This is a genomic window from Bradyrhizobium sp. USDA 4503 (genome assembly GCF_054055815.1).
This window is the reverse complement of the sequence record NZ_JBSRXS010000001.1, coordinates 4,815,135-4,836,837: the sequence shown is the minus strand read 5'-3', so window position 1 is coordinate 4,836,837 and position 21,703 is coordinate 4,815,135. Positions and strand designations below refer to the sequence as shown.

Below are 21,703 nucleotides of genomic sequence, written 5' to 3'. Positions count from 1 at the left end.
CGTCGGACCGAGATGCTAGTTCAACGCGAGCCAGCTCTGAAGGGCCGGCGTCACGAGAAGCCCGAGCGCCAGAAACGGGCCGAACGGGATCGAGGTCTGGCGCTTCATCTCGTGACCGGCGAGTTGCAGGCCGCCGGCAACACCGAGCGCCGCGAGTGCCGCGATCAGCAGCAAGGTCGGAACGCCTGTCGCGCCGACCCAGATCGCCGCGGCGGCAAGAAACTTGACGTCGCCAAGTCCCAATCCGTCGACATGCCGCAAGGCGAAGTAAAGACGCTGCAGTAGAAGGAACACGATGCCGACCAGGACCGCAATCGCCATGGCGGTGAAGGCGGCCATCGTGCCTTCGGTGACGACGACGTTGGCGAGACCGAGCGCCGCGATCGCAAGGTTCAGCCAATTCGGGATGATGCCGTGGCGAAGATCGATCAGCGCGACCGCGCAGCAAAGCATGCAAAGCGCGCCGTAAGATCCGATAAAATAGAGAGCTTCGCGATCAATCTGCATGACGACGGACAAGTGTGACGGGTGCGAACGTTGTGTTGCAACAACTCACGCGCGTTGAACAGTCCAATTTCAATCCGTCTGCAGCAGCGCCAACGAGTTTGCGAGATTGTGATCGTCATCGACGATCGCGAAGCAGAAAAGATGCGACAAAAAGTCTGCGCTGTCACAAATCCGCATAGGATACCGACAATAGTTCGCCCCGCTACATGCCGCGAGCCCTTCGTGGCAGACGAGTGGGTTGACTATGCACAAGATGCAAGTGGCGGCGTGCCTTGCTTTGCTGGCAGCGTTCGCAGGCGTGCGCGCCGCGAATGCCGGCGCTCTCGAGGAGGGCGCCGAGCGCTACCGGCCATATTTGATCGAGGGCGTCGCCAGTGCGCTGACAGGCGCGCGTGCACTGCGCGAGCGCGCCGCAGCGGCGGATTTGCCCGGAGCGAAGAAGGCCTGGCTGTCGGCGCGCGCCGGCTGGGAGCGCTCGGAGGTGTTCACCGCGGGCTTCGTGCCTGAGCTCGATGCGCAGATCGACGCCTGGCCCAACGCGGACAGCGGGTTCCACGCCATCGAGGCGAAACTGTTCGGAGCTGCCAGCACCGACGTTGCAACGGATGCGACCGGCCTTGTCGAGCATCTGAACGATCTCCACGGCAAGCTCAAGGATATCAAGCTGACGCCGCAGGGCCTTCTGGATGGCACGGTGCGGCTTGCCTACGAGGTCGGAGAGAGCAAGGCCGATGGCGGCGAGTCGCGCATCAGCGGCACCTCGCTGGACGACATGCGCAACAACATCGCCGGCATCGACTTCGCCTACCACACGATCTTCTCGGCCGCGCTCAACACGGTCGACGGCAAGCTCGACGAGATGGTGACCAACCGGATCGAGCAGCTCGAAGCGATCGTCGCTACGCCCGACCTGCCGCATGTCAACATTGCCGATCTGCGCCAGACCAGCGAGGAACTGGTGGTTGCGTTGCAGAGCGCCTCGGCAAAGCTCGGGCTGCAGCGGCCGACCCTGGAGGCCCAGGCGCGATGACATCGCTTCACCTGCGTCTGGCCACGCTGCTCTCCGGTGTCATCGCCCTGGCACTGCTCGGGCGTGCGGTGGCGTTTCCGGTCGACGGTGACAAGACCGTGCTGCCTGTCGCGACCGAGCTGAACGAGGATGCGCTCGACAAGCCGCGCGAGGTGTTCCAGTCCGAGCGGACCGGTGCCAAGTCCTATCTGGTGAATCTCGGCGATCTCGCGTTCAATTCGCCGGGGCTGCTCGGTGACGTGGCGCGGCAGGCCGGCGTGAGCTGCGGCACCTGCCATGTCAATGGCGCGAACAACGCCAAATTTTTCATGCCGAAGATGTCGAGCCGGCCCGGCACGTTCGACACCACCGGTCCGCTGTTCAATCCGAAGGCCAACAATCTGGCGTTCGATCCAGTGCGGATCCCGAGCCTGCGCGGCGCCCGTTATCTAGCGCCCTACGGTGCAGACGGCCGATTCGCCTCGCTGCGCGACTTCGTCCGCAACGTCATCACCAACGAGTTCGCAGGTCCCGAGCCGTCGCCGGCAACGCTCGATGCGATCGTGGCGTATATTCACGACATCGACTTCCTGCCCAATCCGAGCCTTGGTCCCGCCGGACGGCTGGCCGGCAAGATCAGCGACGCGGAGCGCCGCGGCGAGGTGCTGTTCGCAAAGCCGTTCCCGCACGATCCATCATCGAGCTGCGCGGGATGCCACGTTCCATCGTCCGGCTTTGTCGATCACCAGCAGCACGACGTAGGTTCGGGCGGCCTGTTCAAGACGCCGACGCTGCGCAACGCCGACTTCAACGCGCCGTACTTTCACGACGGCCGCTTCGACAATTACAACCAGGTTGTCGATTATTTCGACCGGACCTTTCAGCTCGAGCTCTCGGCGCAGGACAAGGACGACCTCGTCGCCTATCTCACGGCGGTCGGCGATGGCGTTCAGCCCTATGAGCGCGACGGTGCCGGTGCAACGTTGAAAGAGATCAACGATTTCTCGATGGTGCTCGCGACTGCGATTCCGTCCGGTGACAAGGACATCGTCGCGCTGGCGGTCGATACGATCGGCCGCGAACTGCGCGAGTTGACCGAGCAGTATCCCGACCGCAAGAACACCAGCGTCTCGGGCGGGGAGCAGCAGCGCGTACTTGCGCGCAACGGCCTCAAGGAGCTCGTGCTCACGCTGCGGCGAATCGAGATGGCGGTTGCGGCAGGGCGCAACGCGGATGCCGCAACCGAGTTCAGGAATTATCGCAATCTGATGGCTGCTGCAGTGCCTGCGCTGTTGGCCAGCGCCGAGCCGTGGTCGCTATTCAATCAGGGCGTGCATGACCAACATTATGCTGCGCTTCGCCAGGTGATGCGCTCCAGGCACCTTTCGCATTGATTGCGTTGTATTGAAGTGATTTTGCGATCTGCGCTGCGGGCGCGGATGCTCGATCAATTTTCGATCATTGGTTGCATGATTGAATCGTGGAGATGCACCGCGCGGCGGCAGATGTCTCCTTAGAAAATATTTGAACGTTTCGAAATTTCTTGCGCGCTTTCACGTAAGCGAAAACCATGCGTCATATTGTCGCACTAAACAGTGTGTGTTGCTAACCGCAAACACCCTGAGGTCGACAATGAGTTTGAATTACAAAAAGCACTGGCGAACCAGCACCGCGCTCTGCATCGCGTCAACGGTGCTCGTCGCAACGGCCGCATATGCTGCTCACTATCCGGGCGGCCGCAGTGATTGGGACAAGCGTCCGCATCACAATCACCAGGCGCACGAAGAGGGCGATCGTGCGAATCATGGGAACCATGGCCATCATGGTGACGGCGATCACGGCGTGAAGACCGCGTCGCCGATCAAGCACGTCATCATCCTGATCGGTGAGAACCGCGGCCTCGATCACACCTTCGGCATCTACAAGCCGAAGGGCAAGGGACAGACCATCTCCAACCTGTTGTCGAAGGGCATCGTCAACGAGGATGGAACGCCGGGACCGAACTTTGCGCAGGCGCAGCAGTCCTCGGTCGCGGGCCAGCCCTTGTACTATATCGGCGCACCGACCATCGCGAAGTCGCCCTACAACGCGACCAACCCGATGCCGCAGCCGAACACGGCCGGCACGCCGACCGCGCAGAGCGACACCGCGCCCCCGTTCAAGACGATCGCCGAAGCCAGCGTCGAGAAGGACATGGACCCGGCCGATCTCGATATCCTCACCACCGGCTTCAGCGGCCTGCCGACCGGTGTGCTGGATACCCGCATTCCCGGCGCCGGCGGTCTGAACGGACCGTTCCAGTTGCAGGGTGAGCAGATCAGCGACGACGACTATACCGGCGACTCGACGCATCGCTTCTATCAGGATTGGCAGCAGGAAGACTGCAGCGCCGCCAACGCCACCAAGAAGAACAATTCGGGCTGCCTGAACGATCTGTTCCCGTTCGTGATGGCGACCTATTCGGCGTCCAACAAGAGCATGGCCAACTCGATGGGCTTCTACAATGCCCAGCAGGGTCAGGCTCCGGTCCTGAAGATGCTGGCCGACCGCTTCACCCTGAGCGACAACTTCCACCAGTCGTTCCACGGCGGCACCGGCGCGAACCACTTCATGCTCGGTACCGGCGACGCGGCCTTCTGGAGCGACGGCAAGGGCAATCCGGTGACGCCGCCGGCCAACCTGATCGCCAATCCGAATCCGGTCGCGGGTTCGGTCAACCGCTACACTGTCGACGGCAATTGGAGCAATTGCTCTGATGTCTTCCAGCCCGGCGTCAAGCCGATCGTCACCTACCTCAACAATCTGCCGTACGCGGCGGAGCCGAACTGCAAGCCCAACCACTACTACATGCTCAACAACGTCAACCCGGGCTATCTGCCGAACGGCGCGCTGTCGGGCGGTAACAACGTGCCGCCGTCGTCGGTTCGCACGATCGGCGATGCGCTCATGGAGAAGAACGTCTCCTGGGCGTTCTATGGTGGCGCGTTCAACGACGCCGTGGCGCTTTCCAACGCCGCGGTTGCCGCCAATCCGTCGAACCCCAACCTCAGCGCCGCTGCGGTCGCCGATCCGGCGCACGCGCTCGGTGTTGCCTACTGCCAGATCTGCAATCCGTTCCAGTATGCGACCTCGATCATGGCCAACCCGGCCGTGCGTCAGGCTCACATGAAGGACACTGCCGATCTGATCACGGCGATCCGGAACAACACGCTGCCTGCGGTGTCGTTCGGCAAGCCGGACGGCCTGCTCGACGGTCATCCGCAGAGCTCGAAGGTTGATCTGTTCGAGGCCTATGTCCTAAACGTGCTCAACTCGCTGGACAACAATCCGGAGCTGAAGGCTGAAACCGCGGTCTTCATCACCTGGGACGAGGCCGGCGGCTATTGGGATTCCGGCTACCAGCAGTCCATCGACTTCTTCGGCGACGGACCGCGCATTCCGACCCTGATCCTTTCGCCCTATTCGACGGGCGGCAAGGTCAACCACAACTACGCCGACCACGTTTCGCTGCTGAAGTTCATCGAGCGCAACTGGGCTCTCCAGCCGCTCACGAACCGCAGCCGCGACAACCTGCCGAACCCGACCTACTCGAAGAACAACGAGTATGTTCCGACCAACAGCCCGGCATTGTCTGATATGTTCGACGCGTTCGACTTCAGCAAGCCGGTCACGTTGTCCTACACCGAGTGATCAAGCTCTCGCCCACGGCGAGGTCTTGACTGCATCCAAGGGCGGCGCCGATCGAACCAATGGTTCGGTCGGCGCCGTCATGTTGTGTCCCTGCCACCTGATCGACCGGAGACATGCGATGAAACGCAATAAGAAGACGTGCGCGATCAGCAGCAGCGTCGCGGCTAGCCTGCTTGCCGTCGCCATCCTGGCCGGCGCGGCGATCCCGGCCATGGCGCAGCAGTTTTCCGCCGACCTCGTCGCGAACAAGGACGACACGGCAACCGCCATGGGAGCCTTGCGGGTCTCGGGCGGAAAAGCACGGATCGAGACAAGCGCGCTGCCCGACGGGTTCTTCCTGATCGATACGGGCAAGCCCGCGGCCTATTTCGTCCGTCCGGCGGCACGGGCTTACATGGACGCGCGGCAATCGAGCCCGCTCACCCGGATGTTCATTCCGGTCGATCCGGATGATCCCTGCCAGCAATGGCTGGCGATGGCGCAGCTGTCCGCGCCGATCGACCTCGCGACGTGGCACTGCCAGCGCGATGGAACGGAAACCATCGCGGGGCACGACACAGACGTCTTTCGAATCGCCGCGCCGTCCGGTTTGAGCTTTGTCGGCTGGATCGACCGCGCGCGCAGATTTCCGGTACGGATCAAGACCGCGGATGGGACGGTGATCGCTGCCGATCACATCCGCGACGAGCCGCAGCCGGCGCAGACGTTTGAAATCCCCGCAGGCTTGCGCAAGTTCGACCCGCAAGCGCTGATCCGTCGGATCCAGCAGAGTGACGTATGGGTTGAGCCGCCGGCTTCGGAGTGAGCACGCCGTCCGTTAGTGCGACTGCTGGCTTGTTACCGGCAGGATCCGGCCGAGCGCGGTGTAGTGCGACTGATGCACGTTGCTGTTGAACAGCGACCAGGGTTCGGCCTTTTTCAGAGCGACGGGTACGTCGAAGTGCGCCAGCTGCGCAAAGTTGCGATATTCAGCCATCGCGTCGTCGATACGGCCGGCGGCGACGTCGAGATCGATGCGGCGCAGGGTGAGAACGAGGTCCTTCAGGATCGCGCGCGCCGCCAGCCGCTCGTCCTTGCCACCGATCGAGGTGTTCCTGATGTCCGGGATGCGCTCGGTCAGTTCGCGCAGTTCGGCCCCGACCCCGGTCACGGCCAGTGACACCACCGCGGTGTCGGCAGCCGGGATCGCGACCTCGAGGACACTCGAGAGCTCGAGCACCTCTTTCATCCGGAGCATGACGCCGTCCTTGTCGAACGGGCGTTCGCCGTCGCCGACCGCATTCAGATAGGCCACGAGGTCCTGGGTGTCCTGGGTTGACAGTTCGAGGTCGAACACACGATCGAAATGATCGACCACCTGTTCATAGCTGTCGTAGCGGCCATCGTGGAAATACGGGGCGTTGAAGTTGGCGTTCAGCAAAGTCGGGGTCTTGACCAGTCCACCGGATCCGACGTCGTGGCGCATCTGGTCGTTGAAGGTTCCACCCGGAACATGACAACCGGCGCAGCTCAGCTCGGCCTGCTTCGGGAACGGCTTGAAGAACAGCTCTTCGCCGCGGCGCTCGGCCAGGCTCGCCTGCGCGGCAAGCCTGCCGCCGGGCGCAATCTTCGGATTGGGGAGGAAATCGATATCGTTGATATAGGCGACCAGGCCGTCGAGAACCTCGTCACGCGGCTTCGGACCGGAAAATTCATTGACGATGACATTGTAGACGAAGTCGCGCAGCGAGGTGATGCGTCCGTCATGTCCGTAGGGGGCGAGGAAGCGGGCGCCGCGCAGGCTCGGAATCCTCACCGGATCGAGGATGCTGTTGAACGTCTTCGCGTTGAAGACAAGGCTGGTCGTATCGAAGGTGCCCGGCCGGGAGGATGCGCCCGGAACGAACAGTTTCGGGTTCGATGCGCCGTTGACGTGACAGGTGCTGCAGCTCATCTCGGCCTGACGCGCCTTGCCGCCGAGGATGGAAGGCGAGTTGAACGCGAGATCGCCGAGATTGACCAAATAGGACTTTCGCCCACCGACGGCTTCGGAATGAAAGAGTTCGCGCGGCCGCGCCAGCGCTTCCTCGGAAAATTCGGTGCCGGCCGGCAGCACGGTCTGGTCGCCGCCGAGCGGGAACGCCGTCGCGCGCAACGGGAGCAGGGCAACGACGAGCGCCAGCCACGCGACCCGTGCCGGTCTGACGCCGCGATCGGCGGCTGTCGCACGATGTTTTCCGGAGCCGGACGCCAGAATATCCCAAGCCATCGCGCGAAAACGCCCCTGTCACAAATGCATATGCGCTGCCGTGCGTCGGAAGATGTCACGGAGGTGACAGTTTCCTGTCGGCAGGATCAATGACCATCTGACTGGATAGACGAATTTTGATTGCGGTTTGATGACGCTCGATCAGCGAAACGCAACGCAGTCTGCGTTTGACATGATGAAAGTCTGTTGGTGCGCGAGCATCTTTCCGCGCGTTTGCGCGCGCGTCGAAAAACAGTCATCCCAGCGAAATGTGTTTTGCATAGCGTGTAGCTCCATTTCTATTTCTTTCTAAATCAGGAGAGCACTATGCGGCCTTGGGGAGCCATTCCGGCGCTCGCGGTTGTTGCTGGCGCCGTTGCCATCTCGCCGGTAGCGAACGCAGAGAATTTGGTCGAAAAGATCGTTGATGAGTTCAAGCACGAGATCAAGGACGAGCTGCGCGACCTGCGGGATCGTGGCCATGAAGGCGTGCACCAGTACAAGCACATCGTCGTCATCTATCAGGAGAACCACAGCTTCGATAACCTCTACGGTCACTGGGGCGACGTCGCCCGCGACCGGATCAACGGCACATCCTATGCCGATCAGGCGCACACCCTGCAGGTTCGGCAGGACAACCAGACCGTCTATGCCTGTCTGCTGCAGAACGATGTCAACCTGACTTCTCCGTCGCCGCAACCGACGAGCTGCACCGACAATACGGGCACGGTCGCGATCCTGAGCGCCTTCAAGAACAAGCCGTTCGAGATCAATGAAGTCATTCCGACCTCGGCCACCACCTGCCCGAAGCCGCTCGGCGCTTTCGCGGCTCACGGTTTCCTCAACGGCACCGGCGCGCCCGGCGGCTGCACCGCGGACATCGTGCACCGCTTCTACAGCGAGCAGTACCAGCTGAACGGCGGCCGGCAAAACCGCTACATGACCGGCAGTGATGCGGCCGGTCTGGTGATGGGCTATTACGACACCAAGAAGCTACCCATCTACACCTATCTCCACGGCAACGGCGCGCCGAACTACATCATTGCCGACAGCTTCTTCCAGGGTGCTTTCGGCGGTTCGTTCCTCAACCACCAATTCCTGGTCGCCGCCGCGGCGCCCCAATTCGTCGGTGCCCTGAATGACGGCAGCGCCAACGACTTCCACTCGATCGTCGATGCCAACGGCATGCCGACCAGCACGCCGCTCTACACGCCGCTCTCGACCGTGAAGGATGCGCAGCTGACGGCGAAGTGCAATCAGGCCGGCCTGCCGGCGGGCCTCGCCTGCGGCGACTACGCGGTCAACACCACGCAGCCGTTCTATCAGCCCTATTCCCCGGGCACCGCCGACATCAAGCGTCTGCCGCCGCTGCACACGCCGAACATCGGCGATCGGCTGTCGGCAAAGCATGTCGATTGGGCCTGGTATTCGGGCGGCTGGTCGAACGCCAACGGCGACGTCGGCGCTTCGGGCTGGACCAACGGCAACGGTACGACCTGCACCGACCCGAACCATGTTTCCACGGCGGTGTTCCCGAACTGCCCGGACGTGGATTTCCAGTACCACCATCAGGCGTTCAACTACTTCGCCAACTACGCGCCCGGAACGCAGGCCCGCAAAGATCGCCTGAAGGACGAGGCGGAGTTCATCCAGGCGGCGAAGACCGGCCGGCTGAAGCAGGTCAGCTTCATCAAGCCGATCGGCGAGGAGAACGAGCATCCGGGCTACACCAGCGAGTCCGACGGCAGCCAGCATCTCGTCGATCTCGTCAAGGCGATCGTCGAAGGGCCGGATGGCAAGGACACGCTGATCGTCATCACCTATGACGAGTTCGGCGGGCAGTGGGATCACGTTCCGCCGCCGCCGTTCAACCGTCATGGTGCCGAAGCCAAGGCTGCGGACCACTGGGGCCCGGGTACCCGCATTCCGGCGCTCTTGATCGCCAAGCGCTTCAACAAGTCGGGCGTCGCCCATGAGGACTTCGACACCACGTCGATCCTCAAGATGCTCGAAAAGCGCTTCGATCTCGATCCGCTGGTAACGCGCCCGGTGCGTAGCCTCTCGGCGGCGCTGAAGGCCGGCGAAGGCTGGCACTGACGCGAAAAGCGATTCTGGCCCGCGTCAACGTCCGACGCGGGCCAGAAAGCCGGCCACGCGCTACACGATTGGATCGCTACACGATCAGATCGTGTAGCGGATGGGTCATGACGGCGTCCGGCGTATGGTCCGGGAAGAAATCTGTTTGGTGCTCCGGGACAGCCGGCCCCATTGCCGGCGTTCCACCAGCTGCAACTCCTTGCGCCAGCTGAAATCCGGCGGAATCGTCGTGGCGGCCGAACCACGCGAGGCTTTGATCGAACTGTGGAGGGGACGAAGCTCCCTGCTGTTCAAGGCTCGAAGGCTCCGCGAAATGAAAGGACTGCTCGGTCGTTCCCGACGTTCCGCCGTCTACAAAGGGCAAGATTGCCTGAGACAACGCCGCGTCCTCGTGGCTACTCGTTGACATCGGACTAACATCGGGTGCGGGAGCGCTGGCGCCGACCGGCGGCGCGGGGCTGTCCTGGCTGGCGGCGAATATGAAGGTGTCCATCCCCGCCGTGTGGCACTGAATATCGACCTGAAGGCTGCTCGTGGCCGAATCGCCGTCCGCATCGACCGCCGTCACATCGAACAGCAGATCCGCATTGATGCTCGTCTTTTCGGTATAGCTGATGTTGTTGATCGCGAAGGTGGGACACCCGGCTTCCACCCGATCGTAGTCGACCTGGACTTGATCGAACGACCTGTCAACGTAAAGCGTATACGTCGTCGTCGTGGCATCAAAGGTGTAGGTGTCGATCAGCGAAGCATCCGATGTCTCCTGCACCACGAAGCCGGCACTGCCGCAGAGCGGCCTGGGAACATCGATGCAGAAGTCGTGAACGTCGGCGCTGCCATCAAGAACCTTGAGGATCACACCGGCGGTGCCGTAGCCCTGCCATTCCGTGAGATTGAAGCCGACCTGCGACTGCTTCTCGGTGAACGCGAGATTCAACTGCTCGGCCGGGTCCATCTGCAGTCCACTGTCGCCGACCGCAATACCGCAGTCCGATGCCTTGACATCGAGCGGCTGGCCGGCGCAGTCCGACCCGGTAATAACCAGTTGTCCGTCCGGAGCCGTCAATGACGGCGTGCCGCAGATCGGGGCATCAAAATCGGAGCCATGGACGGTGACGTCCTTCGACGGCCCGGCGTGCTCGAGATCAAAGCAGAATGTTCCATCCGGATTGATCAGCAACTTGAAATAAGGATCGTCCAACCTACCGCCGCAATCGGTAAGATACGCGTCGAGCTCGACGCCGCCGCCCACCTCATGGGTCGTATAGTAGAAGTTGTAATCATCGCCATGTCCGGTGACGTGCACCGCGGTGATGCCGTTGCCCAGGCATGATGTGGCCAGATCATATCCCGAGCAGCCGACCGGACCGTTGTGGACGGCAACGAACATCGCGGCATCGCCATCCGCGCCGGAATTGATATCGTAGGTACCTGTCGCAGTCTGATGATCCTGAGCGGCGACGAAGGTCTCCGGGAAGCCGCAAATGGTCGGGTGATCGTCCGTGATCGTCAGTTGCTTGCCGAGGTCGATGCACGCGCTCTGGAAGTCGCCGTCCTTGTCCGTGATGGTGGCAACCAGGCTTACGACGCCGGCGGTCAGCGACACGGCTTCGCCGCTGTCAGGGCCGGCGCAGGCCGGATGCGTCACCGCGCGATATTCGGTGAAGGTGACGCATCCCGTGGCCGGATCAACCGCGATGGTGAATGCCAGCGCGCCACTTGCTGTGCCAACATGGCCTTCGATGGTGTTGCCGTTCAGAACTAGCACGTCGGAGCAGCCGGTATGCGAATCGATCAGACCGGATGGGGTGCAGTTACCTCCGTTGATCGACAGTGCATAGTGAGTCGTCGCGCCGTCGGCGCCCTGGAGCGAGCTGAACGCCGTCGAGAATTCGGCGGAAATTTTCGTCAGCGCCGCGTCCGGTGCCGAGCCCGCGACATGGTCGTCCAGTGCCGTTGCCGTCAGGTGCGTCTCGCTCAGCGTCAGCGACGGAGCGGTGCAATTGGCCCGGATGCAGGGGCCATCGTCGCTGATGGTCAGCCTGCTGCCGAGGTCGAGGCCGGCGCTCTGGAAGTCGCCGTCCTTGTCCGTGATCGTGGCAGTCAGGCCCACGATGCCCGCGGCCAGCGATACGGCTTCGCCGCTGTCCGGGCTGGTGCCGAGCGGCTGCTCCGCCGGCCGGTAGTCGGTGAAGGTCACGCGTCCCGTAGCCGGATCGAGCGTGATGGTGAATGCCAGTGTGCCGTTGGTCGCGCCGACGCGGCCTTCGATCGTGTTGCCGTTCAGAACCAGCAGGTCAGCGAGGCCGGTATGCGAGTCGATCAGCCCCGATGCCGTGCCGTTGCCGCCGGTGATCGTCAGCGCGTAGCGGATGGTCGCGCCATCGGCGCCTTGCACCGAAGTGAACGCGGTCGAGAAATCGGCGGAAGTCGTCGTCAGCGCCGCGTCCGGTGCCGAGCCGGCGATGTGGTCGTCCAGCGCCGTTGCCGTCAGATGCGTCTCACTCAGCGTCAGCGATGGGGCTGTGCCCGCCGCCTCGATGCGCGGGCCATCGTCCGTGATTGTCAGCTGCTTGCCGAGATCGATGCTTAGATCCTGGTACTGGCCGTCGCTCTCCGTGACCGTCGCGATCAGGTTGACGAGGCCGGTCCCCAGCGCGATCCCTTCGCCGCTGTCAGGGCTGGTGCCCGACGATTGTTCGACCGCGCGGTGCTCGACGAAGGTCACGCGGCCCGTGGCCGGGTCAACCGTGATGGTGAACGCGAGCGCCCCGCTTGCCGTGCCGACATGGCCTTCGATGGTGTTGCCGTTCAGAACCAGCAGGTCAGCGAGGCCGGTATGCGAATCGATCAGCCCTGACGCCGTACCGTTGCCGCCGGTGATCGTCAGTGCGTAGCTGACCGTCAGACCCGGTTCGGTGACGAATGCCGCCGAGAACTCGCCCGATGTCGTCGTCAGCGCGGCGTCCGGTGCCGAGCCGGCGATATTGTCGTCCAGCGTCGTCGCTGTCAGATGGGTCTCGCTCAACGTCAGCGATGGCGCGGTCCCAACCTCGATCAGCGGGCCGTGGATGGTGAGTGTCACCGTCTGCGGGGTTCCGCCGATCGTGGTCACCGTGAAGCTGTCGGTCAGCGTGTTGCCGACATGGAGGGCTTGCACGGAGCTGTTGGCGTTGTCGAGCGTATAGGTCCACACGCCGGCCGTTGTGAGCGTGAATGAGCCGTAGCCACCTGCGCTTGTCGTCGGCGCGTTCACGGCGGTGAAGGTATTGGCGGGATCGTCGACATCGGTGTCGGTGAGCGTGCCCTTTGCGATGAGCAGGCCGGGCGAGGCATGACTGACGCCGACCGCACCCACCACCGAGCCGGCCATGGTGCCGGAGATGATGGAGGCGTCGTCGGCGCCCAGGATGCTGATGTCGAAGCTCTCGCTGGCCGAAAGCGCGCCGTCCGAGACCGTGATCACGAAGCTCTGGGTCGTGTTGGCCTTCAGCGCGTTGATTGCGGTATTGTTCGGAACGAAGGTGTAGCTTCCGGTCGCGCTGTTGAGATAGAGCGTGCCAAAAGTACCGACGCTCGACACGTCGTATGTCGCCTGTCCCAGCACCGTATCGCCTGTGGCGCCTCCGCTGATGCCGAATTTCAGTGCGCCGCCCTTGATGCTGCTCGCGGAAAAGGTCCCGCTCGCCGCATTGAAGTCGTCAAATATCACCGTATCGATTTCAGTCGGCCCCGCTCCGAGGTTCAGCTTCGGCGGAACCGGCGGCAGCTTGAAGAGATCATTTTTCGCGAAGGTCGCTACCGGCAGCGGCCCGAGCGTATCTTGCACCGGCGACAGCGGAGACTGCTGAATAAAATTGATCGGCAGCAGGAGTTGTCCGCCTTCGAGAGCAGGCATGCCGGATCCTTTCGATGCCGGTCCTTTCTCGAAATAGGCAAGGGTCTCCTGTTGGGCCTCCCGTAATTCCTCCATGTGCGAAGGGGAATTCGTGGCATGGTTCACGCCGACGGAGGAGCCTCTTCTGCTCAGGATGATCGTCTCTTCGGGATCCTCGACGATGATGTGACGGGGGATCGCCTCCTTGGTGACGAGTTCGAACACGCCGTGGTGGAGGTCCTTGTACTTGATGTTGTCGTCGTCCAGGAACGTGACGTTCGGCTCCGCGGCCCGGGCGTCCTCCAGCAGCGAGAAGGTCAGGGCGGCCAACGACAGCATGCCGAGGCCGCTGACGCGGATGGTGCCAACTGGTGTGTCTGCCGTCAGGACGCCAGACCCTGCGAGCCGGCTGCCGATGAGGCGGAAGAGGCTTCTGGTTTTCGCGAACAGACCCCGCCGCAAGCCCCCGGTGGGGTCCTGCGCGATGTCCAACTCCAGCCGGGTGCCGGCCGGCAAATTGAGCACCCTGCCATCGACCAGGCAGATTTCGATCCGCCCGCCGGCTCCGACCTCGATGACGTCACCCTGGTGAACGGGATCGCCAGCTACGATTTGAATCGGTATGCCCCGGGCACCCGCGATCGTGCCGCAGCCGATCGCCGTCCGAACAGTGCCAACTAAGCGGGGCGGCTGGCCGAAAACGGCCATGCACGCGTCCCCGAACTCTACGCCGGACGCAACTGACATTGGCTTTTTGCCTGTTAGGCAGTTCGAGCGGAAAGTGGCGCCGCAGTCTTTTTATTTTGGCTTGGTTCGGCCACGCGGCGAAAAACCCCGCGCCGTCAGCCATAGGCTTGTCCGCTGAAACGTCCTGATTGAAACCAAATTCGGCAGTAAAAATGGAATTCCAATACTGCGGGGGAGCCTTACGAAAAGGTCAGAACAGCTGTCCTTTATCGCGCGTGCAGCCCCGCAAAATTAATAGTATGATTACCATGCAAATTGTCCACTTATTAATTTTTAGTCGAACTGCGTCAGGCATTTAGGCCTGTCTGCGACAACTCGTTTGGCACTCAAGGTCCTGCGGTCTCGGCCCGGTGGTCCCGGTCACCCATCGAGCCCCGGCACGACAAGACCTTTTCGAGGAGGGGATCGTGCGCATCCATTTGATTGTTCAATTGCTTGCAAGCTTCGTCCTGGCGCTCGCAACGCTCACGCCCGGCCAGGTGCAGGCGCAAACCGAACCGGACAATATCCAATTGAAATTCATCGGAAGGGTCGTAGCCGCCACCGGTTCGGTCACGATCGAGCATCCGAATGCAGTCGTCGTTCAGGCAGGGCTGCCCGGCAAACTGCCTCAGGCGCAGGTCGGCGACCCCGTGTATCTGGGCGACGTGGTGCAAACTGGAGCCGACGGACGCGTCGGGATCAATTTCTCCGACGGCACTTCGTTTAATCTGTCGAGCAACGCCAAGATGGCGATGACCGAGTTCGTGTACGACCCGAACGGCAAGTCGAACTCGACCTTGCTCAAACTGACCAATGGGACGTTCACCTTCGTTGCCGGCAACATTGCGAAGACCGGAGACATGAAGATCGACACCCCTGTCGCAACGATGGGCATTCGAGGCACCACGCCACGCATCGAGATATCGGACGATGGAACGGTGAGGTTCGCCACGCTCGTTGAAGAGGGCAAGAGCAAGGTCAGGAAGGTCGGGACTCGAACGCCGCAGCAACCTGAGCAAAACACCCTTCACAAGTTCAATCCCAACATCTGTCGAGGGTGCTAGGCCAGGCGCAGCCAGTTTCGTGCAAGCAAGGCCCGATATGAAACTTCGTGCAAGCGCCGGCGCAATTGTCAGCCTGATATCGCTCCTCGTTGCGACGCTCCCAGTGTTGCCGGCGGTCGCGCAGAACGCGAAGAAGGACAGCTATCTCCGCACTATCGGATTGTGCAGCGGCCTCGATCGCACACCGGCCGACGCGCGCATTGCTGCCTGCACGGCGCTGATCGATGCGGGGCAGGACATGACCCAGGCTGGCCTCGCGATCGCCTATAACAACCGTGGTAACGCCTACGCCGCCAAGGGAGACTATGACGGCGCCATCCGGGATTTCGATCGATCGATCGAACTCAATCCGACCTACACCAAGCCGTTCAACAACCGCGGCGTGGCCTATCTCAGGAAGCGCGAATATGATCGCGCGACCGACGCCTTCGATCAGGCGATCAAGCTCAACCCGAACTACGGCGAGGCCTTCGCCAACCGCGCCGGCGCCTATTTGAAGAAGAACGATTATGCGCGCGCGGCGCAGGACTACGACGAGGCCATTCGCCTCGAGCCGAAGCTCGACGGGGTGTGGAACGGACGCTGCTGGAGCCGGGCCATCCTCGGCGAATTGCAGGCGGCGCTGGAAGATTGCAACAAGGCCCTTCAATTGGCGTCAACCAACGCCGCGACGTATGACTCGCGTGCCCTTATCTATCTGAAGACCGGCGAGCTGGGCGCGGCGATCGCCGACTACAGCTCCGCACTTCGCATCGATCCCAAGCTCGCAAGCGCTCTTTATGGCCGCGGCCTGGCGAAGTTGAAGCAGGGTGACAAGGCCGGCGGCAATACCGACATGGCGGCGGCCAAGGCGATCCAGGGCAGCATCGGCGACGATTTCACACGCTACGGCGTGCGATAGGCGAGTGGTCGACGAGCCGCAGTAAGGTGCACCGGCTCGATGCTGTCGCCGCGGATGCGCCCGGCCAGCCGGCTAGTCCATGATCTCGACCGTCGCCGAACGGCCGGCGACCAGCGCGATGCGATCCGGCAGGTGGTCCAGCGCGATGCGCACGGGGATGCGCTGTGCGAGCCGAACCCAGCTGAAGGTCGGGTTGACGTTTGCGAGCAGGCTCGCGCCTGCCGCGCGGTCGCGATCCTCGATGCCGGCCGCAATGCTCTCGACATGTCCGGTGAGCCGCACCGGCTCGCCCATCAGCCGGATCTGCGCCTTGTCGCCGACGCGAATGCGCGCGAGCTTGGTCTCCTCGAAATAGCCCTCCACATGCAGCGTGTCGGTGTCGACCAGCGCCATCACGCCCTTGCCTGCGGTGACGTAAGCGCCCGGCCGCAGGTCCATATTGGTGATGGTGCCGTTCACCGAAGCGTGCACCTCGCTGCGATCCAGATTGAGCTGCGCGACGGCGCGGTCGGCGACCGCCTGGTCATAGGCCGCCTTGGCCTGCAGCTGCGTCGCCAGAACCTGCTCCTGCTTCTGCTGCGACACCGCATCGGTGGTCAGCGAGCTGTAGCGTTTGAGGTCGGCGTCGGCCTGATCCAGCGTCGCGCGATGGCCGGCGACCGCAGCATCGGCCTGCTTCAGCGCCAGGGCAAAGCGGGCGCGATCGATCCGGAACAGGATGTCGCCGCGACGCACCGGCTGATTGTCCCTGACCAGCACGTCGGTGACGAAGCCGGAGACGTCGGGAGCCACCTGGATCACGTCGGCGCGAACCCTGCCGTCGCGGGTCCACGGCGATTCCATATAGTAGACCCAGAGCGCGCGAGCGACAGCGAGTGCAGCGATGACGGCGACCGCGGTCAGCGCAACCCGGCCGAGCCAGGCGAAATTCCCTTTCATGGCAGAAACTCCGAAAGATAAACCACGACGCCGAGCAGGCATACATACAGGGCGAAATTGAACAACGCGCGATGCCACACCAGCCGGTAGAACCCGAAGCGCTGCATGATCCGGCTCGCCACCGCGCTCAATGCATAGGCAACGATCAGCCACAGCAGCAGCGCCGGAACGAGCACGCCGTAAATGTCGAGCTCATATCTCATGCGGCAAAGCTCTCCTCGGGCTGCGATCGATACGCGGGTGCATCCGGAAACAGGCCGCGGCGGATGCCGACGAGGCCGAGCAACGCATCGTCCCGCGCGCGCTCATTGGGGTCCTTGACGACCGCGGTCAGCGCCGCATCGATGCATGACAACAGTTCGGCCGGCATTGCCTGGTCCGCACGGGCGCGAAACGCCGCCGCGAGGTCGTCCAGCATGTCGTCGATGGCACGCACGGTCACTGCGGCGAGGCCGTAGCGGGCCCGCCGGAGGTCGATGATGTTGAGCCCGATGCGGAGCTGGACCAGGCTGTCGGCATCGCGGCGGTCGCTCTCGGAGATGAAGGCGATCCGCTGGACCAATAGCCCGAGCCGATGCAGCATCAGGCCGGCAAACTGCGCGCGATCGCCGTGGCCGCGCCGTTCGGCCGCGACCGCGAGCGTCTGCCAACTCGACTTCATCAACCGCTTGGCGATCCATTCGGCGCCGACGCCGCGCGCGATCCGCGTCACGATCTCCGCGATCACAACACCGAGGAAGAAGGCGACCGACGTGTTGGCGAAACTGGCGAAATCCGCGCTGTAGGTCGATTGCAGCGCGAGCAGCGTCGCGGTGTTGGCGGCGAGCGCCATGCCGATCGGCGCGGTCTTGGGTCGTGCGATCAAAAAGCCGTACAGGAGGAAGGTCGGCGCCAGTGCCGCGATCAGGACCTCGACATGGGAGATGCCGGGCACCAGCGCGAACTGATAGATTGCCACGATGACGATCGCGACCAGTGAAAACAGGCCGAAGGCCCGGATGCTGCGCGCAGGCTCGTCCTGTGCGGCGAAGAAGGAGCAGGCGACCGCCGCCATCATCGGCGCCGAGGCGCCATCGGCCCAGCCGGTCGCAATCCACAGGCCGCAGCAGATCAGGATGGCGACCGCCGCGCCCGCGGCCGACCACAGCGCCATGCCGTGGTCGCGATGACGGACCGGTGCGGCCCCCGACTCCGGGTGGAACGCCAGCTGGACGCTGGAGATATCCCGGCCCGCGGTGATCGCATCGCCCAGCGCGCGGCAGTCGGCCGAAATGTCGGCAAGCTCGCGCAGCCGGAGCAGCAGGCTGATCGTGATGATGCGTTCCCGCGGCGCGATACCGTCGAGCGCAGATTGCCGCTCGGCGATTGCGGTGCGGATCTGCTCGCCGGATTGCCGCTGGCGGTCCTCGTCCACGATCCATGCGGCGAGATCGCCGATCAGGCGTCGCAGCTCCGGTTGCCGTTGCAGCGCCGCTTCGCCAAGTGCGGTAAGCCGGTCTTCGATCGACGTGATGATCGGCAACAGCATCAGCATGCGCAGCCGGACCTCGCCGAGGCCACGCACGGTGCCGGCGTCGGCCAGCCGGTCATAGGCGACATGGGTCGCCAGCGTATCGATCTCGACAATGTCGGTCGCAAGACGGAGGCGTTGGGCCCGGCGCGTCTCGCCGGTCCCGCGGTCAAGCAGCACGTCGCGGGACAGACGGCGCGCATCCGACAGCCAACTCCTGATGCGGCCGCCGACCGCCGGCGCGACGCTGCGGGGAAACACCACCGTCGACACCAGGCTCGCACAGATGATGCCGAGCGAGATCTCCTCGACTCGTGCCAGCGCTACATCGAAGATGCTGCCCGGTTCGGCCACCGACGGAAAGCCGATCAGCGCGACGGTATATCCGCCCAGCATGAAGACATAGCTGCGCGGCGTGCCGTCGAGCAGCGATAAATAGAGACAGAGCCCGACCCAGAGCGCGATCGCGAGGCACAGTAGCTCCGGTGCATTGACCAGGTTCGGCACCAGGGCGACCGTGACGCTCGCGCCGACCAGCGTACCGATCACGCGGAAGAACGCCTTCGAGCTGGTCGCGCCGGCCAGCGGCTGCGAGGTGATGTAGACCGTCGCCATCGCCCAATAGGGACGCGGCAGATCGATCGCCAGGGCAATGACAAGCGCCAGCATCGACGCCGCGAACGTCTTCAACGCGAAGATGAGATCCGCGTGGCGGACCATGAACGGCTCTTCCGCGCGCATGACTATTTCGCCTCTGGAGCAGTCCTGGCTGGCGCAGTCCTGGCGTCCTGCAGGCGGCTCGCCCGCTGCTCGATGAGCTGCAGCGTCTCGAAGGTTACCGCAAGTTCCGCGCTGCCGATATCCTTCAGCAGGCTGGCCCGTACGCGACGCAGCACCCGATTGATCTCCTCGACCTTGGCTCCGCCGGCCGCGGTGAGATGCAGCGTCTTGGCGCGCCGGTCGGTCGGGTCCTCGCGACGCTCGACCAGGCCTTCGGACTGCAGCAGATCGATCAGCCGCACCAGTGAAGGCCCCTCGATTCCCAATTCATCCGCAAGCACGCCTTGCCGGACGTTTTCCCCCTGGCGCGACAACACCAGCAGCGGAATCGCCGTCGCGTAGGACAGTCCGTGGTCGGACAAGGCCTGATCCGACTCGCGGCGCCAGATCCGGGCCAGCCTGGTCACCAGGCGGCCGATCTCGGCGTGGACATGGGACTGTGAAGGCATGTAAACTAGATAGGATACGAACTATTAGGATGCAACGATATAGTACGAACATCGCGGATGATCACGCGAATGCGATCCTGCGTGAGGGAGTGTCAGTACTGCTGCGGGATCGACCTCGATGCGCTGGTTATGCTCGGTTGCGGGCGGACCTTGAGCGCGGCGGGTTAGGAACACATCGGGATACAGATGCTTCTGTTCTTGAGGAGATTGTCATGAACAGAAAGCCGGTAACGCAGGATTCCGGACGCTCGAGCGACTGGGGTTCCCACGCGCAAACCGACAAGCCGTGGAAGGGAAACCCGGAGAAGGAGCAGCGCTCCGGAGATGCGAGGCGCTCAGGAGACGCGAAGGCCTCCGGAGACGAGAAGCCGGACCTGGAAAAGTGGCATGAATCGAACACGCATTGATGCGCGGAGATAGCCAATGTCCGCCTTTCATTTCGCGATCGTGAATGATGAGCGTGTGATCGATGCAACCGGTCAGCCGGTTGCCGACCGCGATGAAGCCATTGCGGTGGCCAAGCGGCTCGCCATCGACCTTGCGGAGACCCGACAGGAATATCTGGGCCGCGGCTACATCTCGGTGATCGGCAGCGACGCCCGCGAAATTCACCGCGAAAGCATCGACAGTGCCGCGAAGAGCGGATGAACGATGCCGCCCCGGCGGGCGGCAAGAGAGCAAGGCTTCGAGAACAAGGCTTTGAGAACAAGGCCTGGAGAGACCAAATGGATATGGGCCTTGAGATCATCTACGGCATCGGAGCGCTCGCGCTGCTGACCGCTTTGATCTTCGGCGTGCTTCAACACCATTTTCGCAGCAGGCGCACGGTGCAGGCCGGCGAGGAGGTCGTCCGCGAGCGATACAAGCGGAATGAGACCTGACGCAGCGCCGCTGGCGCAAGGAGGAGACGATGGGATTGGCTCAATATGCGGTGATTGCAGCCGGCGAGGAATGGGGCGTCCTGCACGACGGCAATCTCAACGGCGGATACGCCACCAAGGAAGCTGCATTCGAATCCGCGGCGGCCGCCGCGGCTCTGGCGATCAGGATGGGGCACGAGGTCCACGTCAGCGTTCCCGGGCGCGAGGAGGGTGAAGCGGCCCTCACCAAGCGACCCGCCTGATCCAGATCACAGCAGTGCGGCTTGCATTCGGTGTAAGGATGGCGCGCGCCAGCGCGGTCTACGGATCGAGCTCAGTATCCCAGTAGAGATAATCGAGCCAGCTCTCGTGCAGATAGTTCGGCGGAAACAGCCGGCCGTTGCGATGCAGCTGATGCACGGTCGGGGCGTAGGGCGTCTGCTTCGGAAACATCCTGGCCTGCTGCGGCGTCAGATTGCCCTTGCGCAAATTGCAGGGCGAGCAGGCGGCGACGACGTTTTCCCAGGTGGTCTGGCCACCCTTGCTGCGCGGAATGATGTGATCGAAGGTGAGATCGTCGCCCGACAGGCAATACTGGCAGCTGAATCGGTCGCGCAGGAAAACGTTGAACCGGGTGAAGGCGGGGTGGGTGGTCGGCTTGACGAAGGACTTGAGGGATACGACGCTCGGCAGCTGGATTTCGAAGGAAGGACTTCGTACCGCCCGGTCGTAATATTCGACGATGTTGACACGATCGAGGAACACCGCCTTGATCGCGTCCTGCCAGGACCAGAGCGACAGCGGGTAATAACTCAGCGGCCGGAAGTCCGCATTCAAGACCAGCACCGGCCAACCGCCTTGCGAGACATGTGCGTTCAAATAACGCTCCTGACTCCCACTAGCTGCGAAGCAGCATGCACTCACATACTACAGGCAGCGTGACGGGATTGTGAAGAGCAATGAGCGGCTTATCCGCCGCGCCCTGCCATGTTCCTGCCCCGATTGCCTCCCGCCCGCGAGGCCCGTAAAGGGAGCCGCAAGGCCCTGTCGGCCAGTGACGGACC

At 63.0% G+C, this 21,703-nt stretch carries 19 protein-coding genes; 11 read left to right on the top strand and 8 right to left on the bottom strand.

The genetic code is table 11. The features are described from left to right. Nucleotides 1-15: 15 nt before the first annotated feature. Nucleotides 16-453, bottom strand: coding sequence for a prepilin peptidase (locus ACVMIH_RS23335; protein ID WP_063790104.1), 438 nt, complete (start codon nucleotides 451-453; stop codon nucleotides 16-18). Nucleotides 454-751: 298 nt separating this feature from the next. Between ACVMIH_RS23335 and ACVMIH_RS23330 the strand changes: the two genes are divergently transcribed. The 4 genes from ACVMIH_RS23330 to ACVMIH_RS23315 all read left to right on the top strand — a co-directional run bounded on the left by ACVMIH_RS23330 (nucleotide 752) and on the right by ACVMIH_RS23315 (nucleotide 6,011). Beyond that, nucleotides 752-1,537, top strand: coding sequence for an EfeM/EfeO family lipoprotein (locus tag ACVMIH_RS23330; protein ID WP_057017731.1), 786 nt, complete (start codon nucleotides 752-754; stop codon nucleotides 1,535-1,537). Next, complete coding sequence (locus ACVMIH_RS23325; protein ID WP_456855174.1) at nucleotides 1,534-2,910, top strand: cytochrome c peroxidase; 1,377 nt, start codon at nucleotides 1,534-1,536, stop codon at nucleotides 2,908-2,910. Before ACVMIH_RS23330 ends, ACVMIH_RS23325 begins: the two co-directional genes overlap by 4 nt. Before the next feature lie 244 nt (nucleotides 2,911-3,154). Beyond that, nucleotides 3,155-5,206, top strand: coding sequence for an alkaline phosphatase family protein (locus ACVMIH_RS23320; RefSeq protein WP_076827494.1), 2,052 nt, complete (start codon nucleotides 3,155-3,157; stop codon nucleotides 5,204-5,206). A 118-nt stretch (nucleotides 5,207-5,324) separates the two neighbouring features. Then, nucleotides 5,325-6,011 carry a hypothetical protein gene (locus ACVMIH_RS23315; protein WP_456855175.1) on the top strand — a complete coding sequence of 229 codons (687 nt, stop codon included), beginning with the start codon at nucleotides 5,325-5,327 and terminating at the stop codon, nucleotides 6,009-6,011. Nucleotides 6,012-6,023: 12 nt separating this feature from the next. On the opposite strand, the gene ACVMIH_RS23310 is transcribed toward ACVMIH_RS23315, so the two are convergent. Further along, nucleotides 6,024-7,454, bottom strand: a complete 1,431-nt coding sequence (locus tag ACVMIH_RS23310; protein WP_456863469.1) for a cytochrome c peroxidase — start codon at nucleotides 7,452-7,454, stop codon at nucleotides 6,024-6,026. A gap of 306 nt (nucleotides 7,455-7,760) precedes the next feature. On the opposite strand from ACVMIH_RS23310, the gene ACVMIH_RS23305 reads away from it, so the two are divergent. After that, nucleotides 7,761-9,530 (top strand): alkaline phosphatase family protein, encoded by a 1,770-nt coding sequence (locus ACVMIH_RS23305; protein ID WP_456863466.1) that lies wholly within the window; start codon nucleotides 7,761-7,763, stop codon nucleotides 9,528-9,530. Nucleotides 9,531-9,606: 76 nt separating this feature from the next. Here ACVMIH_RS23305 and ACVMIH_RS23300 read toward each other — a convergent pair whose 3' ends face one another. Further along, complete coding sequence (locus ACVMIH_RS23300; protein WP_456863463.1) at nucleotides 9,607-14,115, bottom strand: DUF5801 repeats-in-toxin domain-containing protein; 4,509 nt, start codon at nucleotides 14,113-14,115, stop codon at nucleotides 9,607-9,609. Nucleotides 14,116-14,561: 446 nt separating this feature from the next. Between ACVMIH_RS23300 and ACVMIH_RS23295 the strand changes: the two genes are divergently transcribed. Next, a complete protein-coding gene (locus tag ACVMIH_RS23295; RefSeq protein ID WP_194295347.1) occupies nucleotides 14,562-15,200 on the top strand; it encodes a FecR family protein in 639 nt (212 codons plus the stop codon). A gap of 37 nt (nucleotides 15,201-15,237) precedes the next feature. Next, nucleotides 15,238-16,101 carry a tetratricopeptide repeat protein gene (locus ACVMIH_RS23290; protein WP_076827396.1) on the top strand — a complete coding sequence of 288 codons (864 nt, stop codon included), beginning with the start codon at nucleotides 15,238-15,240 and terminating at the stop codon, nucleotides 16,099-16,101. A gap of 72 nt (nucleotides 16,102-16,173) precedes the next feature. Here the strand turns inward: ACVMIH_RS23290 and ACVMIH_RS23285 are convergent, their stop codons facing one another. Genes ACVMIH_RS23285 through ACVMIH_RS23270 form a run of 4 tightly spaced genes read right to left on the bottom strand, consistent with a single transcriptional unit; the run spans nucleotide 16,174 to nucleotide 19,779 of the window. Then, entirely contained in the window at nucleotides 16,174-17,040 is an 867-nt protein-coding gene (locus ACVMIH_RS23285) for an efflux RND transporter periplasmic adaptor subunit (RefSeq protein WP_225646561.1), read from the bottom strand. Next, nucleotides 17,037-17,243, bottom strand: a complete 207-nt coding sequence (locus ACVMIH_RS23280; RefSeq protein WP_092080457.1) for a DUF1656 domain-containing protein — start codon at nucleotides 17,241-17,243, stop codon at nucleotides 17,037-17,039. The genes ACVMIH_RS23285 and ACVMIH_RS23280 overlap by 4 nt, the downstream gene beginning before the upstream one ends. After that, the gene (locus ACVMIH_RS23275; protein ID WP_456782716.1) at nucleotides 17,240-19,291 is read right to left on the bottom strand and encodes an FUSC family protein; all 2,052 of its coding nucleotides are present in this window, start codon (nucleotides 19,289-19,291) and stop codon (nucleotides 17,240-17,242) included. Before ACVMIH_RS23275 ends, ACVMIH_RS23280 begins: the two co-directional genes overlap by 4 nt. A gap of 2 nt (nucleotides 19,292-19,293) precedes the next feature. Beyond that, a complete protein-coding gene (locus ACVMIH_RS23270) occupies nucleotides 19,294-19,779 on the bottom strand; it encodes a MarR family winged helix-turn-helix transcriptional regulator (RefSeq protein WP_456863460.1) in 486 nt (161 codons plus the stop codon). 212 nt (nucleotides 19,780-19,991) lie between these two features. On the opposite strand from ACVMIH_RS23270, the gene ACVMIH_RS23265 reads away from it, so the two are divergent. Genes ACVMIH_RS23265 through ACVMIH_RS23250 form a run of 4 tightly spaced genes read left to right on the top strand, consistent with a single transcriptional unit; the run spans nucleotide 19,992 to nucleotide 20,902 of the window. Then, the gene (locus tag ACVMIH_RS23265) at nucleotides 19,992-20,186 is read left to right on the top strand and encodes a hypothetical protein (protein ID WP_076827404.1); all 195 of its coding nucleotides are present in this window, start codon (nucleotides 19,992-19,994) and stop codon (nucleotides 20,184-20,186) included. A gap of 16 nt (nucleotides 20,187-20,202) precedes the next feature. After that, on the top strand, nucleotides 20,203-20,427 hold the full coding sequence (locus tag ACVMIH_RS23260) for a DUF6894 family protein (RefSeq protein ID WP_456782715.1): 225 nt from the start codon (nucleotides 20,203-20,205) through the stop codon (nucleotides 20,425-20,427). Further along, a complete protein-coding gene (locus tag ACVMIH_RS23255; protein ID WP_456782714.1) occupies nucleotides 20,424-20,660 on the top strand; it encodes a hypothetical protein in 237 nt (78 codons plus the stop codon). Before ACVMIH_RS23260 ends, ACVMIH_RS23255 begins: the two co-directional genes overlap by 4 nt. 29 nt (nucleotides 20,661-20,689) lie before the next feature. Continuing rightward, nucleotides 20,690-20,902, top strand: coding sequence for a hypothetical protein (locus ACVMIH_RS23250; protein WP_028333636.1), 213 nt, complete (start codon nucleotides 20,690-20,692; stop codon nucleotides 20,900-20,902). 58 nt (nucleotides 20,903-20,960) lie between these two features. On the opposite strand, the gene ACVMIH_RS23245 is transcribed toward ACVMIH_RS23250, so the two are convergent. Beyond that, on the bottom strand, nucleotides 20,961-21,518 hold the full coding sequence (locus ACVMIH_RS23245) for an HNH endonuclease (protein ID WP_168857820.1): 558 nt from the start codon (nucleotides 21,516-21,518) through the stop codon (nucleotides 20,961-20,963). Nucleotides 21,519-21,703 lie beyond the last annotated feature (185 nt).

Excerpts from the sequence above, each read along its gene's own strand:
- ACVMIH_RS23335 (WP_063790104.1), bottom strand. The coding sequence starts at position 453 with ATGCTTTGCTGCGCGGTCGCGCTGATCGATCTTCGCCACGGCATCATC.
- ACVMIH_RS23330 (WP_057017731.1), top strand. The coding sequence starts at position 752 with ATGCACAAGATGCAAGTGGCGGCGTGCCTTGCTTTGCTGGCAGCGTTC.
- ACVMIH_RS23325 (WP_456855174.1), top strand. The coding sequence starts at position 1,534 with ATGACATCGCTTCACCTGCGTCTGGCCACGCTGCTCTCCGGTGTCATC.
- ACVMIH_RS23315 (WP_456855175.1), top strand. The coding sequence starts at position 5,325 with ATGAAACGCAATAAGAAGACGTGCGCGATCAGCAGCAGCGTCGCGGCT.
- ACVMIH_RS23310 (WP_456863469.1), bottom strand. The coding sequence starts at position 7,454 with ATGGCTTGGGATATTCTGGCGTCCGGCTCCGGAAAACATCGTGCGACA.
- ACVMIH_RS23305 (WP_456863466.1), top strand. The coding sequence starts at position 7,761 with ATGCGGCCTTGGGGAGCCATTCCGGCGCTCGCGGTTGTTGCTGGCGCC.
- ACVMIH_RS23300 (WP_456863463.1), bottom strand. The coding sequence starts at position 14,115 with ATGGCCGTTTTCGGCCAGCCGCCCCGCTTAGTTGGCACTGTTCGGACG.
- ACVMIH_RS23290 (WP_076827396.1), top strand. The coding sequence starts at position 15,238 with ATGAAACTTCGTGCAAGCGCCGGCGCAATTGTCAGCCTGATATCGCTC.
- ACVMIH_RS23285 (WP_225646561.1), bottom strand. The coding sequence starts at position 17,040 with ATGAAAGGGAATTTCGCCTGGCTCGGCCGGGTTGCGCTGACCGCGGTC.
- ACVMIH_RS23280 (WP_092080457.1), bottom strand. The coding sequence starts at position 17,243 with ATGAGATATGAGCTCGACATTTACGGCGTGCTCGTTCCGGCGCTGCTG.
- ACVMIH_RS23275 (WP_456782716.1), bottom strand. The coding sequence starts at position 19,291 with ATGCGCGCGGAAGAGCCGTTCATGGTCCGCCACGCGGATCTCATCTTC.
- ACVMIH_RS23270 (WP_456863460.1), bottom strand. The coding sequence starts at position 19,779 with ATGCCTTCACAGTCCCATGTCCACGCCGAGATCGGCCGCCTGGTGACC.
- ACVMIH_RS23265 (WP_076827404.1), top strand. The coding sequence starts at position 19,992 with ATGAACAGAAAGCCGGTAACGCAGGATTCCGGACGCTCGAGCGACTGG.
- ACVMIH_RS23260 (WP_456782715.1), top strand. The coding sequence starts at position 20,203 with ATGTCCGCCTTTCATTTCGCGATCGTGAATGATGAGCGTGTGATCGAT.
- ACVMIH_RS23255 (WP_456782714.1), top strand. The coding sequence starts at position 20,424 with ATGAACGATGCCGCCCCGGCGGGCGGCAAGAGAGCAAGGCTTCGAGAA.
- ACVMIH_RS23250 (WP_028333636.1), top strand. The coding sequence starts at position 20,690 with ATGGGATTGGCTCAATATGCGGTGATTGCAGCCGGCGAGGAATGGGGC.